At 71.9% G+C, this 16,189-nt stretch carries 13 protein-coding genes and 2 rRNA genes; 3 read left to right on the top strand and 12 right to left on the bottom strand.

From position 1 onward, the window contains the following. Positions 1-59: 59 nt before the first annotated feature. The 4 genes from ACIP37_RS06875 to ACIP37_RS06860 form a co-directional block, all read right to left on the bottom strand. The gene (locus ACIP37_RS06875; RefSeq protein ID WP_350886206.1) at positions 60-482 is read right to left on the bottom strand and encodes a fic family toxin-antitoxin system, toxin component; all 423 of its coding nucleotides are present in this window, start codon (positions 480-482) and stop codon (positions 60-62) included. Further along, entirely contained in the window at positions 479-715 is a 237-nt protein-coding gene (locus ACIP37_RS06870; protein ID WP_063347592.1) for a toxin-antitoxin system HicB family antitoxin, read from the bottom strand. Before ACIP37_RS06870 ends, ACIP37_RS06875 begins: the two co-directional genes overlap by 4 nt. A 153-nt stretch (positions 716-868) precedes the next feature. Further along, the gene (locus tag ACIP37_RS06865) at positions 869-3,529 is read right to left on the bottom strand and encodes a collagenase (RefSeq protein ID WP_363629163.1); all 2,661 of its coding nucleotides are present in this window, start codon (positions 3,527-3,529) and stop codon (positions 869-871) included. Between the two features lie 211 nt (positions 3,530-3,740). Next, positions 3,741-4,700 (bottom strand): LysR substrate-binding domain-containing protein, encoded by a 960-nt coding sequence (locus tag ACIP37_RS06860; RefSeq protein ID WP_400843496.1) that lies wholly within the window; start codon positions 4,698-4,700, stop codon positions 3,741-3,743. Positions 4,701-5,142: 442 nt separating this feature from the next. Between ACIP37_RS06860 and ACIP37_RS06855 the strand changes: the two genes are divergently transcribed. Further along, the gene (locus tag ACIP37_RS06855) at positions 5,143-5,340 is read left to right on the top strand and encodes a hypothetical protein (RefSeq protein WP_363588357.1); all 198 of its coding nucleotides are present in this window, start codon (positions 5,143-5,145) and stop codon (positions 5,338-5,340) included. A gap of 174 nt (positions 5,341-5,514) precedes the next feature. On the opposite strand, the gene ACIP37_RS06850 is transcribed toward ACIP37_RS06855, so the two are convergent. Then, positions 5,515-6,861 (bottom strand): class I SAM-dependent RNA methyltransferase, encoded by a 1,347-nt coding sequence (locus tag ACIP37_RS06850; protein WP_363629276.1) that lies wholly within the window; start codon positions 6,859-6,861, stop codon positions 5,515-5,517. 383 nt (positions 6,862-7,244) lie between these two features. Next, positions 7,245-9,314 (bottom strand): APC family permease, encoded by a 2,070-nt coding sequence (locus ACIP37_RS06845; protein WP_363588359.1) that lies wholly within the window; start codon positions 9,312-9,314, stop codon positions 7,245-7,247. A gap of 229 nt (positions 9,315-9,543) precedes the next feature. Between ACIP37_RS06845 and ACIP37_RS06840 the strand changes: the two genes are divergently transcribed. Beyond that, the gene (locus ACIP37_RS06840) at positions 9,544-10,212 is read left to right on the top strand and encodes a TrkA family potassium uptake protein (protein WP_363369779.1); all 669 of its coding nucleotides are present in this window, start codon (positions 9,544-9,546) and stop codon (positions 10,210-10,212) included. After that, positions 10,212-10,883: a TrkA family potassium uptake protein gene (locus ACIP37_RS06835; protein ID WP_063347598.1), complete on the top strand. Its 672-nt coding sequence runs from the start codon at positions 10,212-10,214 to the stop codon at positions 10,881-10,883. Before ACIP37_RS06840 ends, ACIP37_RS06835 begins: the two co-directional genes overlap by 1 nt. A gap of 96 nt (positions 10,884-10,979) precedes the next feature. Here ACIP37_RS06835 and ACIP37_RS06830 read toward each other — a convergent pair whose 3' ends face one another. From ACIP37_RS06830 to ACIP37_RS06805, 6 genes are all read right to left on the bottom strand, one after another. Further along, a complete protein-coding gene (locus ACIP37_RS06830; RefSeq protein ID WP_363588361.1) occupies positions 10,980-11,795 on the bottom strand; it encodes a DUF3159 domain-containing protein in 816 nt (271 codons plus the stop codon). A gap of 2 nt (positions 11,796-11,797) precedes the next feature. After that, positions 11,798-12,205, bottom strand: a complete 408-nt coding sequence (locus tag ACIP37_RS06825) for an OB-fold nucleic acid binding domain-containing protein (protein ID WP_063347599.1) — start codon at positions 12,203-12,205, stop codon at positions 11,798-11,800. A gap of 67 nt (positions 12,206-12,272) precedes the next feature. Further along, a complete protein-coding gene (locus tag ACIP37_RS06820; RefSeq protein ID WP_033351413.1) occupies positions 12,273-12,953 on the bottom strand; it encodes a response regulator in 681 nt (226 codons plus the stop codon). A gap of 109 nt (positions 12,954-13,062) precedes the next feature. Then, on the bottom strand, positions 13,063-15,651 hold the full coding sequence (locus ACIP37_RS06815; protein ID WP_363588363.1) for a sensor histidine kinase KdpD: 2,589 nt from the start codon (positions 15,649-15,651) through the stop codon (positions 13,063-13,065). Between the two features lie 241 nt (positions 15,652-15,892). Continuing rightward, a 5S ribosomal RNA gene (rrf, locus tag ACIP37_RS06810) occupies positions 15,893-16,009 on the bottom strand. A gap of 87 nt (positions 16,010-16,096) precedes the next feature. Next, positions 16,097-16,189 (bottom strand): 23S ribosomal RNA (locus ACIP37_RS06805); the annotation flags it as partial.

The following is a 16,189-nucleotide window of genomic DNA, read 5'->3' as shown; positions in this document are numbered from 1 at the left end:
GACCAGAGCCCTGCTGAACGGATGACGAGGACGACGCGACCGGGCATGGGCCCGCCCGGTCAGTCGTCGTCCTCGTCCTCCGCCCCGCTGACGCCCTCCCCCTCGGCCTCGTCGACGACCCACCCCGCCAGCCGTTCGGCGACCCCGGACACGCCGAGCCGCCCCTCCCGGATGGCCCGGGCGAGGCTGCGCACCTCGCGGGCGGTGGTGGCGACGGTGCAGCCGCTGGCGACGAGGTAGGCATAGGCGACGGCGGTGGCGTAGAGCTCGTTGGTCTTCTCCAGGGCCGGCACCCGGATCAGCTGGTGCATCAGGGCGGCGGCGCGGTCCTGCGGTTCGGGGTAGACGTCGATGTCGAAGATCTCGGCCTGGTGCCGGGCGACGGCCGCGAGCAACGACCCGTAGTCGGTGACCTGCGGGTCACCGGGCGTGTACTGCTCGGCGGTCATGAGCAGCCACGAGAGGTCGACCTCCAGCTTCAACGGCGCACGTCCTTCAGGTCGCCCGGCTCCGCGAACTCGGCCAGGAAGGCCGTCTCGTACTCCTTCATGAACTGGGCGGCGGCGTCGACGAAGGCCCGCCCCGCCTCGCCCATGTCCTGCTGGACCAGGCGCTCGATGTACTGGTTCATGCTGATCCCCTGCTGCTCCGCCCGTTCCCGGGCCATCTCCGCGGTCGTGGCGTCCACCCGGACGTTCAGCTGTTTCTTACCCATGAATCTCAAGCTAGCGCTGAAGTGCTAGCACAACAAGGGCGCACGCACGCCGGGCGCGCGCACACCGGGCGGACGCCCCCACGGACGCCGGGCGGCCAGGCCCGCGGCAGGGTGCCGCGGGCCTGGCCGCCCGGGAGCGGACGCGGGACCGGATCAGAACTGGGTGCTGACCGTCACCCCGCTGAAGTCGGTGTTGGCGTAGAGGCTGATGTAGCGGTAGCCGGCCGTCGGGTTGGTGACGGTGATGCTCTGCGTGCTGCCGGCGTTGGTGGAGGAGGCGGTGAAGGCGTTCGGCGAGGCCCAGGTGTCCGCGTTGTAGTACAGGTACGCGGTGCCGGTGCCGCCGGAGGTGCTGATCTTCAGGGTGCTGACGCCGGCCGGCAGGTAGACGTACAGGTAGTCGAGGTTGCCGGCGGTGGCGGTGAGGTTGGACCGGGAGCAGTTCTGGCCGAGCGCGTCGGTGCGCGGGTCGGTGCAGGTCGGCAGGGTGGTGCCGCCGCCGGTGCCGGTGGTGACGGTGACCGAGGCCGGGGTGCTGGCGGTCCTGCCGGTGGCGTCGGTGACGGTCAGGGCGACGGTGTACGTGCCCGCGGCGGCGTAGCCGTGGCTCGGGTTCCGCTGGTCGGAGGAGGTCCCGTCGCCGAAGGTCCAGTGCCAGGCGGTGATCTGGCCGGGGCCGGTCTGGACGGACTTGTCGGTCAGCGTGACGGTGGCGCCGTTGACGGCCTGGGCGAACAGCGCGGTCGGGCCGGCCGCGTAGCAGGCGCCGCCGGCGCAGCCGTCGAGCCAGGCGTCGAAGTCGGCGTCGTAGCCGGTGCCGATGCCGTTGTAGACCGCGTAGCCGCCCTGGTAGTCACCGGTGCGGAAGTGGCCGAGCATGGCGTAGACGTCGGCCGGGTGCTTCTCGAACATGTACCGGACGGCGAGGTAGCCCCACGGGTAGGTGCGCACCGAGTCCGAGTTGCCGTACGTGTTCTGGAAGACGGTGCTGAGCTTGTAGGTGTGCTTGGCGGCCTCGGCCATCGCCTGGGTGTCGGTGGTGCCGCGGTAGGCGTAGGACTCGTACTCGGCGACGCCCTCGATCCACCAGATGTCGGGCACGGAGATCTCGGTGGAGAAGTTGCCCTTCATGTCGTAGATGCCGTCGAGGTAGTGCGTGTACTCGTGGTTGAGGTTCCACACGTTGGCGGTGAAGCCGTCGTTCCACGACTTCTGGTACATCACGCACACGGCGCGGTTGTTCGGGTCGGTCGGGTCCATGACGGTCTGGCCGCCGTTGTCGGTGGAGTTCCCGAAGATCGCCCAGGAGTAGTTCAGGTAGTCGGCCTGGTTGGCGAAGACCGCGAGGGTCATGTTCTTGTCGTACGGGTTGACCGGGCCGTTGTCCTTCACCAGGTTGTGGAAGAAGGTGTCCTCGCCGCGCAGGCTGGTGCAGACGGCGGCCAGGTCGGCGGGCGACAGCGACTCGGTCTGGATGGTGCGGTTGTCGCAGACCAGCTGGTTCGGCAGCACCGCCGCGGTCAGCTTCGCCGGCAGGTCGCAGGTGCCGTAGTACGAGCACTGGCCGGGGTCGAAGGCGTTGGCCTGGTAGGCGGTGTGGACGTACAACGGGCCGGTGACGCCGGTGATCTGGGCGCCGTCGAGCACCGCCTTGACCTTCCCCTTGACCGCGGCCTCGACGACGGGGCCGTCGCCGGCCATCCGGCCGAGGTCGTTGCCCGCGTTGACGTCGAGGTAGGCGTTGGCGGTGCCGAGCAGGTCCTTGTGGTTGAGCGCGAAGTCGCCCAGGACGGTGCCGATGCTCGGGTCGGCGCCGACCGCGCTGACGAAGTCGCTGTTCCAGTTGCCCCGCCACAGCGGCGCGGACAGCACGGCGTTGACCGCCTTGAGCATCTTCGGGAAGGCGTTGTACGAGTTGTTGTAGCTGGTCAGCACCTGCTTGTAGACGCCCAGGTAGCTGCCCTGCACGTTGGCGCTGTCGGTCAGGACCAGCACCTCGTTGAGCACGGTGCCGTTGTTGTCGGTGACGTCGGTCCAGTGCCGGCCGGCGAAGAAGGCGTCGAGCCCGGCCTTGGAGGCAGTGGTGAGCGCCGCGTCGTAGGGGCCGACCGCGTCCGCGTTGTTGGACTGGACGTAGTACCCGGCCCGCAGGAAGAGCACGAGCTGCAGGATGCCGGTGGAGTTGTCCCCGGTGTAGTTCGCCGCCAGGCCCTGGTAGGCGTTGGCGACGGTGAGCATCTGGGATTCCTTGAAGATCCTGCCCGCGTCGGTGCCGGTGACGTTGAACAGCGTGTTCACGCAGTCCGTGGTCGAGCCTTCGAGGAAGGAGACCAGGTCGGCGCCGCTGCGCCCGCCGAAGTCGGCGGGGGTGCAGCTCGGCGCGGCGGCACCGGCCGTACCAGCGGCGGCACCGGCCGCACCGGCGACGGCACGGGCCGAACTGCCCGGCTGGGCCGCGGAGTTGCCCGGCTTGGCCGCGGGCGCGTGCGGCTGGGCCGGGCGGGGCGCGGTCTGCACGACGGTGCCGGCCGGCTGGCCCATCACGACCTGGCCCAGCAGCGCCGGCGGCAGCGGCTTGGCGGCGGGGGCGGCGGCCTCGGAGGGATCGGCCGCGAGGAAGGCCCCCAGCGGCTTCGGGACGGCCGACGCGGCGTCGGCCGTCGCCGGGGCGGCGGCGGACGACCTGGCGCCGGTCGGCGGCTGGGCGGCCGGCCCGGACGCGGCGAGCGCGGGGACGGGCAGCAGGGTGGCGGCGGTGGCACAGCCGGCGACGACGCCGGCCATGAGCGTGGGGAGGGGTATGCGAAGGCGCACTGCGGGGTCCTTCTCCTGTGGGGGAGGTGACTGGACGACTGCCGAGGCTTGGGGGAAGTCGACGTGATCCTGCCATCGGGCGACCCGTCAGAACAATGTCACAGGTCATATGACATCGACTGTGGCGGGCATAACACCGCCCCACCGGGACCGGCCGCCCGCCCCGGCCCCGCGGCCGGACCCGGCCTCCCCACCTCCGGACCCGGCCTCCCTACGGCCGGACCGGCCGGTACGTCCGCGCCGCCCACGCCTGGAAGGTCGGCGAACTGGCGATCAGGTCCCGGTAGGCCGCGGCCGCCGCGCCGAACAGCGTCTCCACCACCTCGCCGCTCACCCCGGCGGCCTGCCAGGCCAGCAGGTGGCGGACCCAGATCGGCGTCCCGGCGAGCGGCTTGACCACCACTTCGGCCAGCGGCCTGGTGGTCGCCTGGACGACGGAGATCCCGAGCCCGGCGGAGATCATCTCCTGCAGCTCCAGCCGCCCGCCGAGGAACTCGTGGACGGTCGCCGGGGTGAAGCCCGCCGCGGCGCAGGCGCCGTAGAACACGCCGTGCCAGCCGGCCCCGTCGTCGGGGGTGAGGAACCAGTCCTCCTCGGCCAGGTCCACCAGGGCGATCTCGGTGCGGTGCCGGAGCCGGTGGCCCGCCGGGAGTGCGACGAAGGCGGGCTCGGTGACGATGCCGCGGTGCGCGACGGCCGGCGAGTGGCGCAGTTCCCGACCCGGGTAGTCGACGGCCACGGCGGCCTCCGCGTCACCCTGCTCCAGCAGGTCGACGATGTCCGACGAGCGGTAGACGGAGGTCACCGTGAAGCGCTGGTCGGGCCGCTGGTGCCGGGCCCTGGTGACCAGTCCCGGCAGGATCGGCGAGATGGTCGCGGCCAGGCGCAGCTCCTGGCGGGCCGGCTCGCCGGGGGCCGCCGGGCGGCGGCCGAGGCAGTCGGCGCGGGTGAGGAGGTCGCGCGCGGCGGCCACCACCTCGACACCGAAGCAGGTCGGCGCGACGCCCACGGCCGTGCGCTCGAACAGTGGCGCGCCCAGGTGGCGTTCGATCCGGCGCAGTTGCGTACTGGTCGCGGGCTGCGAGGCGCCGAGCAGGACGGCGGCCCTGCCGACGCTCCCCGTGTCGGCGATGGCGCACAGCACGCGAAGGTGCCGCAGTTCCAGCTCCATGACCCTCCCCCTCACGCAAGGGCCGCACCCTCCCGGCCGACCGCTCCGGGCTGGAGGGTGCGGCCCCGGCGGTGGCTGTGCAACAGCACACATGACATGTCGGCCGCTCACCTTCGCCCCGCGCGAATCACCTCGTCAAGCCCCCTCCGGGAGCCGAACGGCGGCGCCGGCAGCGGCCTTTACCGGCGCATTGCGTCCCCCTGACCACTCCCTGACCCCCACCCCGGCGACCGCCCGGCCCGGCACCCGCCACCCCGCCCGACGCCGGCCCCCCGCGAAGCCCCTCCGAAGATCCTCCGAAGCCCCCCGTGGCCCTCCGCGGCCACCCCGCCCGACGCCGCCCCGCCGGGGCGAGCGAGACTTGAAGAGTTCTTCACCTTCCGGGACTCTGAACTCTCCTGAGCGTTCCGCGGAGCGGCACCGACCGGTCTGGAGGCCGGCAATGACAGCCATGTTCGACCAGGAGCTGCGCGAGCAGCTCACCCAGGCCCGCCGGGACCTCGCAGCGGCCCGGGCCGAAGGGGACGCCGACGGCGTCCAGGCGTACGAGGGCCGGATCGCCGGACTGCTCCGGCTCGCCGCCCAGCACGGGATCGACCTTCCGCACAGCGCCGACGAAGAGGAGCACAACCGGCCCTGACCGTCCCGCACCGGAACGGCGAGGAGGCGGCACCCGCGTGAACGGGTGCCGCCTCCTCTGCCGTCTCCTCCGCCGAACTACCCGGAGCCCTCGGAGTCCCCGGAGCCCCCCCGGACCGCCTCGAACGCGATCAGCGCCCGTCGAAGCCGGCCGGCACCCCGGAGGGCCGCCGGGTCACTTCCCGATCGGCTCCAGGACCGCCACGCACTCGAAGTGGTGCGTCATCGGGAACAGGTCGAAGGCCCGCAGCGAGACCGGCCGGTAGCCGCCCTCGCGGAAGAACGCCAGGTCCCGGGCGAGCGCCGCCGGGTCGCAGGCGACGTACGCGATCCGGCGCGCCTCCAGGCCGACCAGGTGCGCGACGGTCTCGCGCCCGGCGCCCGAGCGCGGCGGGTCCAGGACGATCAGGTCGGTGGCGGTGATGCCGGTGCGCGGCAGCAGCGTCTCGACGCGGTCGCACTCGATCCGCACGTTGTCCAGCGCGGCCAGGTTGTGCCGGGCGTCGGCCACGGCCTGCTTGGAGGACTCGATGCCGAGCACCGCGCCCTCCTCGCCGACCCGGTCGGCCAGCGCGCCCGCGAACAGGCCGACGCCGCAGTACAGGTCGAGCGCGTTCTCGCCCCACTGCGGGTCCAGGCCGTCCAGGACGGCGTCGACCAGGGTGTCCGGCGCCTCGGGGTGGATCTGCCAGAAGCCGCCGTTGCTGACCCGCCAGGTCCGCCCGGTCGCCCGCTCGCGCACGAAGCTGCGACCGTGCACGCGGTGGATGTCGCCCTGGTCGTCCACCCGGGCGATCGACACCGGCTTGTCCAGCTCGACCAGCGGCAGCTGGGCGCCGGGGCGCGGGGTGAGCACCACCTGGCGGTCCGAGGATCCGCTCGCGGCGATCACCTCGACCGAGGCGATGCCCGGCCAGTCGCGGGCCTCGATGCCGAGTTCGGTGACGCCCTCGGCGGCGATCAGGCAGCGGTCCACCGGCTGCACCTCGTGCGAGCGGTGCTTGCGCAGGCCGACCTTCCCGGTCTCCTGGTCCACGGCGTACTGCACGCGGGTGCGCCAGGTCGGCACCTGCCCGGCCGGCAGCTTGCCGCCGACCGGCTCGACGCTGCCGTCCCAGCCCGCCTCGGCCGGGGTGAGACCGGCCAGCTTGGCCAGCTGCTCGGTCAGCACCTGCCCCTTGAGCTTGCGCTGCCCGCCCGGGGTGACGTGCTGCCAGTCGCAGCCGCCGCACTTGCCGGGCCCGGAGAACGGGCACGGCGGCGCGATCCGCTCCTTGGCGGGCTCCAGGATCTCGACCGCGTCGGCCCGCAGGAACCGGGAGGTGGAGGTGCCCTCGGTGACCAGTGCGACCACCTTCTCGCCGGGCAGCGCGTGCCGGACGAACAGCACCCGGCCCTCGTACCGGGCCACGCAGTGCCCGCCGCCGTGCGCGACCGGGCCGACCTCGACCTCGTAGCGCTGGCCGACCAGCGGATCGCCGGACGGCGTCTCGGGGCGCGCGGCCCGCGGCGCGGTGCGCAGCGCCTTCGGCGGCCGCACCGCCTGCTTGCGCGGCCGCTCCCCCGGCGTGCGGGACGCCTGCGCACGGGATCCCTGCGCACGGTCGCCCTTCGGCGCTCCGTCCTTGGAGCGCTCGGCCTTCTGCGTGCGCTCGGCCTTCTGCGCACCGTCGGTCTTCTGCGTACGGGCGGCCTTCGGCTTCCCCGTGTCGGCTTCCGCCGGACGCGCGGGAGCAGGCTCGCCCGGCGCGAGCGGCGCGGTCTGCGCGGTGAAGCCGTCGCGGTCGGTGGCGGCCGGGCGCACGGGCTTGCCCCAGCGCGGCCGGGCGACCTTGCCGGGCTTGGCGGCGCCCTTGCGGGCGCCCTTGCCCGAGGATCCGGAGGAGCGGGACGGGGTGTTGCGGGTCACTGGGCGGAGTCCTTGCTGCTGTCAGCGGTGGCGTCTGGCATAACGGGGACCTTCGACTTTACGGCCTTCGGCGCCCGAGGCTCGCCACGCCGGACGGCACCCGGCGCCGACCAGGCCTTCTGCGGCTTGCGCCGCTCGGAGGACTCCAGCTGCCACGGCACCGAGGTGACCATCACCCCGGGCTTGAACAGCAGCCGCCCCTTGAGCCGCAGCGCGCTCTGGTTGTGCAGCAGGTGCTCGTACCAGTGGCCGACCACGTACTCGGGGATGTAGACCGACACCACCTCGCGCGGGCTGCTGCGGCGCAGGTTCTTCACGTAGTCGAGGACGGGCCCGGTGATCTCGCGGAACGGCGAGTCCAGCACCTTGAGCGGCACCTCGATGCCGCGCTCGTCCCATTCCCGGCGCAGCGCCGCCGTGTCGGCCGGGTCGACGTTGACGGTCACGGCCTCCAGGGTGTGGGCGCGGGCGAGCCTGGCGTAGGCGAGGGCGCGCAGCGCGGGCTTGTGCAGCTTGGAGACCAGCACGATGGCGTGCACCCGGGTGGGCAGCACCACGTCGTCCGGCTCCTCGGCGGCGATGAGCTCCTCGGAGACCCGGTCGTAGTGGCGGCGGATGCCCTTCATCATCACGAAGAGCACGACCATCGCGGCGATCGCGATCCAGGCGTGGCTGATCTTGGTGACCAGGACGACGATCAGCACGGCCATGGTCATCACCAGGCCGAAGGTGTTGATCGCCCGGCTGCGCTGCATGTGGCGGCGCTTGGCCGGGTCGGTCTCGGTGCGCAGCAGCCGGGTCCAGTGCCGGATCATGCCGGACTGGCTCATGTTGAAGGAGACGAAGACGCCGACGATGTAGAGCTGGATCAGCCGGTTGGGGTCCGCGTCGAAGGCGATGACGAACAGGATCGCGGCGATCGCCAGCAGGATGATGCCGTTGGAGAAGGCCAGCCGGTCGCCGCGGGTGTGCAGCTGGCGCGGCAGGTAGCGGTCCTGGGCGAGGATCGAGCCGAGCACCGGGAAGCCGTTGAAGGCGGTGTTCGCGGCGAGCACCAGGATCAGGCCGGTGACGGCGGCGACGAAGTAGAAGCCGGGCGTGAAGTTGTTGAAGACGGCTTCGCTGATCTGGGCGAGCGCGGTCTTCTGGTGGTAGCCGGGCGAGGAGCCGACGAGCTGCTCGGCCGGGTTCTCGGCCATCTGCACGCCGGTGAGGCGGGCCAGCCAGATGATGCCCATGAACATCACCACGGCGATGCTGGCCATCATCAGCAGGGTGGTGGCGGCGTTCTTGCTCTTGGGCTTGCGGAAGGCCGGCACGCCGTTGGAGATGGCCTCCACGCCGGTGAGCGCGGCGCAGCCGGAGGAGAACGACTTGAGCAGCAGGAACACCATGGCGAACCCGGCCAGCGATTCGTTGCCGGGGGTGGCGGCGAGGTGGAATCCGGAGCTCTCGGCGGGCATGTCCTGGCCGAGCAGGAAGTGCCGGACGAAGCCGTAGCCGACCATGCCGATGACGCCGATCATGAAGGCGTACGTCGGGACGGCGAAGGCGGTGCCGGATTCGCGGACGCCGCGCAGGTTCATGCCCATCAGCACCACCACGACGATGACCGACAGGGTCAGTTCGTGGCCGCGCAGCGCGGGGACGGCGGAGACGACGTTGGCGACGCCCGAGGTCGTCGAGACGGCCACGGTGAGCACGTAGTCGACCATCAGGGCGCTGGCGACGACGAGCCCCGACTTGGGCCCGTGGTTGACGGTCGCGACCTCGTAGTCGCCGCCGCCGCTCGGGTAGGCGTGCACGTTCTGCCGGTAGGAGGCGACCACCGCGAGCATCACGATCGCGACGACGACGCCGATCTGCCAGGAGAAGTGGATCGCCGAGGCACCCGCCACGGAGAGCGTCAGCAGGATTTCCTCGGGGGCGTACGCGACCGAGGAGAGCGCGTCCGAGGCGAAGACGGGCAGCGCGATCCGCTTGGGCAGAAGTGTTTCGCCCAATTTGTCGCTGCGCAGGGCGCGCCCGATCAGGATGCGTTTCGGTAGGTCAGTCGGCATAGGCACGTTAAGGAATCGTAGGGGCTTCCCGGGCCGGGCTCCGCCGTTTGTCCCCCCCTTCGTCGCGACTGCGTTCTATGGACCGGCTAGCGTGTCGGATACGAGTCGGCGGGCAACACTCACGTTGTGAGTCGGCGCCCCACGAGAACGCTCGCCCAGGGAAGCCGGGCGGGAAAGGGAGATGAACGGTGTTTGCGCAGGTCAAGAACCCTACGGGACGGGTGAGGTAGCGCCGGTGCACATCGTCATCATGGGCTGCGGCCGCGTGGGCTCGGCCCTCGCCAGAGCCCTGGAGAAACAGGGCCACTCGGTGGCCGTGGTCGACCAGGACCCGACCGCGTTCCGTCGGCTGGGCGCCGGGTTCAACGGGCGCCGGGTGACCGGCGTCGGCTTCGACCAGGACACCCTGCGCGAGGCGGGCATCGAGGAGGCCGGCGCGTTCGCCGCGGTCTCCAGCGGCGACAACTCCAACATCATCGCCGCGCGGGTGGCCCGGGAGAACTTCGGCGTGGAGAACGTCGCGGCCCGGATCTACGACCCCCGCCGCGCCGAGGTCTACCAGCGCCTGGGCATCCCGACCGTGGCGACGGTCCGGTGGACCGCCGACCAGATGCTGCGCCGGCTGCTGCCGAGCGGCGCCGAGCCGCTGTGGCAGGACCCGAGCGGCGGCGTCCAGCTGGCCGAGGTCGCCTACGCCCCGGGCTGGGTCGGTCACCGCATCAGCGTGCTGGAGGAGTCCTCCGGCGCCCGGGTGGCGTTCGTCACCCGGCTCGGCGAGGGCGTGCTGCCCTCGCCCCAGATGGTGGTGCAGGAGGGCGACCTGGTGCACGTGATGCTGCGCCGGGGCGACCTGACGGCGGTCGAGGCCGCGTTCGCGCAGGGGCCGAAGGAGGAGGGTCACTGATGCGGGTCGCCATTGCCGGGGCTGGTGCCGTGGGTCGCTCGATCGCGGGCGAGCTACTGGAGAACGGGCACGAGGTCCTGCTGATAGACAAGAACCCCAACTCCATCTCGGTGGAGCGGGTACCCATGGCGGAGTGGCTGCTGGCCGACGCCTGCGAGATCACCTCGCTGGACGAGGCGGCCCTGCAGCGCTGCCACGTGGTGATCGCTGCGACCGGCGACGACAAGGTGAACCTGGTCGTCTCGCTGCTCGCCAAGACCGAGTACGCGGTGCCGCGGGTGGTCGCCCGGGTGAACAACCCGAAGAACGAGTGGCTCTTCAACGAGTCCTGGGGCGTGGACGTGGCCGTGTCCACCCCGCGTCTGATGTCCGCCCTGGTCGAGGAGGCGGTCAGCGTCGGCGACCTGGTCCGGCTGATGCGCTTCAGCCAGGGCAACGCCAACCTGGTCGAGCTGACCCTGGCCGCCGACACCGAGCTGGTCGGCACCCGGGTGGGCGACGTGGCCTGGCCGCAGGACACCGCGCTGGTGACGATCATCCGCGAGGGCCGGGTGCTGGTGCCGGGCAAGGACGACACCCTGGAGGGCGGCGACGAGCTGCTCTTCGTGGCCGCACAGGAGCGCGAGGAGGAACTGGAGGACCTGCTGTCGGCGTCCTCCGGCGCCCAGTAGGGCCGAAGGCGCGGACCGGACACGGGCGAGGGCCCGCACCCCTGGTGGGTGCGGGCCCTCGCCCGTCGCGTTCGGACCGGCCGGCCGGGGCTCCGGCTAGCGGGCCGGCTCCTCGTCGTCGTCGAACTGCGCCTTGATCGGCGGCGGCGCCTTGAGCAGGATCTGCCAGGTGACGTACATCGCCAGCAGCATCGGCGGGATGCCGAGGGCGACCTTGAGCCAGCCGAGCAGGTTGACGTTGTGGGTGAAGTACAGCGGGAAGAGGATCACCGGCTTGAGGCCCATGATCACCACCCAGGCCCAGGTCGCCTTGGTGTAGGCGGCGAACCGGCCCGGGTTCTCCTTGCGCCAGGTGAACATCTCGCCGGTGACCGGGCCGAGCATCACGCCGATCATCGGCCAGCGCACCAGGGCGGAGACCGCCAGAGCGATGCAGTAGCCGACGTTCCACAGCAGGCCGGGCAGGTAGAAGTCCTCGGCGCGACCGCTCTTCATCGAGATCCAGGCGCCGAGGGCGACGCCGAACACCCCGCTGAAGGCGTGCTGGACGGTCTCCCGCCGGGCCAGCCTGGTCACCACGAACACCGCGCACAGGCCCAGCGCGGCCCAGGCGGCGGAGCTGACCTGGTGGGTGATGTTGAAGGTGACGATGAAGACCAGGCCGGGCAGCGTCATGTCGATCATGCCGCGCACGCCGCCGAAGGCCTGCAGAATGGTGTCGGCCGCTTCCTTGGAGGCGGCGGCCTTGCGGGCGGCCTCCTCGGCCGCGCTGTCGGCGGCCTCCTTGGCGACGACGGCCTCGCGGACGGCCGCGTCGGCCGCGGCCCCGGGTCCGTGCGGGCCGGGCGGCGCGTGGTGGTTCGCGGCCAGGTCAAGCTGGGCGGCGGACTCGCCGCCGGGCTGGTTGCTCACGCTCATTCGCTCCCGTGTCCGACCGGACGCAGCTCATAGCGGGGGTTGAACAGCACGCGGCGCCCGCGTGCGTGGCTGATCCGGCCGCTGGCGACGAGCCGGCGGCCCGGCTCTATGCCCGCGATCGAGCGGCGGCCGAGCCAGACCACGTCCAGCGCCTCGGTGCCGTCGAAGAGTTCGGCCTCCAGAGCCGGCACCCCGGCCCGCGGGCGGAGCGTCACCGTGCGCAGCGTGCCCGCGACGGTGACCAGCTCGCGGTCCGCGCAGCCGGCGATCGGCGTGCAGCCCGACTCCGCCGCGCTCTCCTGGCGCAGCTCCTCGGCCTGCAGCTCCTCGGCCGAGGAGGTCAGCCGGCTGAGCATGCGGCGGAATCGCCCCTGCGGCTGGTCGCTGCTGTTGTCACCACTCATGCCGGAAGGGTACCGGTTTCCGTGCCCCCGGCGGCAGGCCGTACGGCCACCGGGGGCGCCCCGGGGGTCAGCTCTCGAAGCGGTAGCCCATGCCCGGTTCGGTGATGAAGTGGCGCGGGTGCGAGGGGTCGCGCTCCAGCTTGCGGCGCAGTTGGGCGAGGTAGACCCGCAGGTAGTTGGTCTCGGTGCGGTAGGCGGGGCCCCACACCTCCTGGAGCAACTGGGTCTGGCTGACCAGTCGGCCGGCGTTGCGGACCAGCACTTCCAGCAGGTGCCACTCGGTCGGGGTGAGGCGGACGTCGGTGCCGTCCCGGTTGACCTTCTTGGCGGCGAGGTCGACGGTGAAGCTCTCGGTGACGACCAGCGAGTCGTCCTCGCCCGCGACCGGCTCGGCGCGGCGTACGGCGGCGCGCATCCGGGCGAGCAGCTCGTCCATGCCGAACGGCTTGGTGACGTAGTCGTCGGCACCGGCGTCCAGGGCCTCGACCTTCTCGTCGGAGGCGTGCCGGGCCGACAGCACGATGATCGGCACCCTGGTCCAGCCGCGCAGGCCGCGGATCACCTCGACGCCGTCCATGTCGGGCAGGCCCAGGTCGAGGACGACGACGTCGGGATGGCGGGCGGCGGCCAGTTCCAGGGCGCTCGCGCCGTCATGGGCCGCGTCGACCTCGTACTTGCGGGCCTTGAGGTTGATCACCAGCGCGCGGACGATCTGCGGTTCGTCGTCCACGACGAGGACCCGGGTCATTTACGGGCTCCGCCTTTCAGGGCTGTCGGACTTACGGACTGTGGGACTTGCTGAACATACGACGTGCGGAAGCGAGGAACGACAGGCCGGAGCGGCAGGCCACCGGCTGTCACGTGATCAGCCGCGACAGCGGATCGTGCCCGTCACCGGCCGCCTCCCCCGGTTCCGGCGGCCGTTCGGCGGCGGGCAGGCTGACGACCATGGTGAGGCCGCCACCGGGGGTGTCCTCGGCCGTGACGGTACCGTCCATCGCCTCGACGAAGCCGCGCGCCACCGCGAGCCCGAGCCCCACCCCGGCGCCGCGCGGCGCGTCCCCGTAGCGCTGGAACGGCGCGAAGATCCGCTCCTTGGCGTCCTCGGGCACGCCCGGGCCGCGGTCCACGATCCGCAGCTCGACCCGCCCGGAACCGCCCGGCTGACGCAGCGCGTCGGCCTTGACCAGCACCTTGACGCCGTCCGGGCTGTACTTGACGGCGTTCTCGACCAGGTTGGCCAGCGAACGCTCCAGCAGGCCGCCGTCGGCCCGGATCATCGGCAGCGTCTCCGGGACGTCGAGGCGCACGGACTCGGGCGGCACCCCGCCGAGGGCGAACGGCACCACCTCGTCCAGGTCGGTCTCCTGGATCAGCGGGGTGACGGTACCGGTCTGCAACCGGCTCATGTCCAGCAGGTTGTTGATCAGGTGGTCGAGCCGGTCGGCCCCGGCCTCGATGCCGGCCAGCAGCTCCGCCTCGTCCTCCGGCGCCCACTCGACGTCGGCCGCCCGCAACGAGGTGACGGACGCCTTGATCCCCGCCAGCGGGGTGCGCAGGTCGTGCGAGACCGCCGCCAGCAGGGCGGTGCGGATCCGGTTGCCCTCCGCCTCCCGGCGGGCCGCCGCGGCCTCCCGGGCCAGCCGCCGGCGCTCCAGCACCACGGCCGCCTGCGCGGCGAACGCCCCGAGCAGGCGCCGGTCCGCCCCCGGCAGCACCCGGCCGCGCAGCACCAGCGCCAGGCTGTCGCCGACCGGGACGTCCACGTCGGCCTCCTCCGGCCGCTCCGGCGGGCGCGGCCCGGCGGTGGCGACCGGCACCCAGGCACCGAGCGGCTCCGGACGCTCCAGCAGCGCGGCGCTCTCCTGCCCGAAGGTCTCCCGGACCTGCTCCATCAGCGCGGTCAGCACCCCGTCCCCGTTCGGCGCGCCGCGCAGCACGGTACCGGCCAGCGCGCTGAGCGTCTGCGCCTCCGTCTGGCTGCGGGCCGCCTGGTGGGTGCGCCGGGCCGCCAGGTCGACCACGGAGGCGACCGAGATGCCGACCACGGTGAATATCGCCACCGCCATGATGTTCTGCGGCTCGTTGATCGTGAAGGTGTGGATCGGCGGCGTGAAGTAGTAGTTCAGCACCGACGAGGCGACCAGCGCCGACCCGATCGCCGGCAGCAGCCCGCCGACCAGCGCCGCGCACACCGTCAGCGACAGGAACAGCAGCATGTCGGTGGACAGGCCCAGCCCGCCGATCGCGGTCAGCACCAGCGCCAGCACCGGTGGACCAGCCATCCCGATCAGCCAGCCCGCGATGGTACGGGGGCGGCCCAGGTCGGTGATCCGGCGCACCGGCACCCGCCCGCGTCCGTGCCCGGCGTGCTCGTGGGTGACCATGTGGATGTCGATGTCGCCGGCCTCCCGGGTCACCGTGGTGCCGACGCCAGGCCCGTAGAGGTACTGCCAGGCCGGCCGTCGGCTGGTGCCCAGCACGATCTGGGTCGCGTTCACGCCCCGGGCGAAGTCCAGCAGCCCGGCGGCCGGGTCGTCGCCGAGGACGGCGTGGAAGGAGCCGCCGAGGCTCTCCACCAGGGCCCGCTGTTCGATCAGCGTCTGCGGGGAGCCGGTGCCCGAGAGCCCGTCCGAACGGGAGATGTGGACGGCGAGGAGCTCGCCGCCCGAGACACGGGCCGCGATCCGGGCCGCCCGCCGGATCAGCGTCGCCCCCTCGGGGCCGCCGGTCAGGCCCACCACGATCCGCTCCCGGGCCTGCCAGGTGCCCTCGATGCCCTGCTCGGCCCGGTACTTCTGCAGGTACTCGTCGACCCGGTCGGCGGTCCACAACAGCGCCAGCTCGCGCAGCGCGGTCAGGTTGCCCGGGCGGAAGTAGTTGGCCAGGGCCGCGTCTATCTTCTCCGGCGCGTACACGTTGCCGTGCGCCAGCCGCCGCCGCAGCGCCTGCGGCGACATGTCGACCAGCTCGATCTGGTCGGCCCGGCGCACCACCGCGTCCGGCACGGTCTCGCGCTGGCGCACCCCCGTGATGCCCTCGACGGCGTCGCCGAGCGACTCCAGGTGCTGGATGTTGACGGTGGAGATCACGTCGATCCCGGCCGCCAGCAGCTCCTCGACGTCCTGCCAGCGCTTGGCGTTGCGGCAGCCGGGGATGTTGGTGTGCGGCAGCTCGTCCACCAGCGCCACCTGCGGGCGGCGGGCGAGGACGGCGTCCACGTCCATCTCGGCGAACGTGGCCTCCCGGTGCACCAGCTGCCGGCGCGGCACGACCTCCAGCCCGTCGACGAGCTCCGCGGTGAGCCGCCGGCCGTGATCCTCCACGAACGCCACCACGACGTCCGTGCCACGCTGCTGTCGCCGGTGCGCCTCGGCGAGCATGGCGTACGTCTTGCCGACCCCGGGGGCCGCCCCAAGGTAGATGCGCAGCCTGCCTCGTCCCATGAGCACCATTCTTGATCCGGCTCTGCCCCGGGGCCACCCCCGGACACCTGTTCCCCTTCCCTTCGAGACTACGGCGTGAGCGGCGATTTTCCGCTGATCAGTGGACTGATCATGCGGTTTTAGCGACATATTGACGGCGCCCGCCCCCCTCGGCCGGGCCGGCGTGAAAGCCTTCTGCCCTGTCTCCGGGAAATGCAAAAAGACCCCCTCCCGGACGGGAGGGGGTCTTTTCGGAATAATTGTTCGGCGGCGTCCTACTCTCCCACAGGGTCCCCCCTGCAGTACCATCGGCGCTGTAAGGCTTAGCTTCCGGGTTCGGAATGTAACCGGGCGTTTCCCTCACGCTATGACCACCGAAACACTATGAAACTGTCAACCGCACCAACCCCGTGACCAAACGGGTTGGGGTCGTTGTTTCAGAACAACACAGTGGACGCGAGCAACTGAGGACAAGCCCTCGGCCTATTAGTACCGGTCAACTCCACCCCTCACAGGGCTTCCATATCCGGCCTATCAACCCAGTCGTCTACTGGGAGCC

It is taken from the genome of Kitasatospora sp. NPDC088861 (assembly GCF_044750105.1).
GTDB lineage: Bacteria > Actinomycetota > Actinomycetes > Streptomycetales > Streptomycetaceae > Kitasatospora.
Note: the sequence above shows the minus strand (reverse complement) of the source record. Positions and strands in the feature narration are given on the sequence as shown.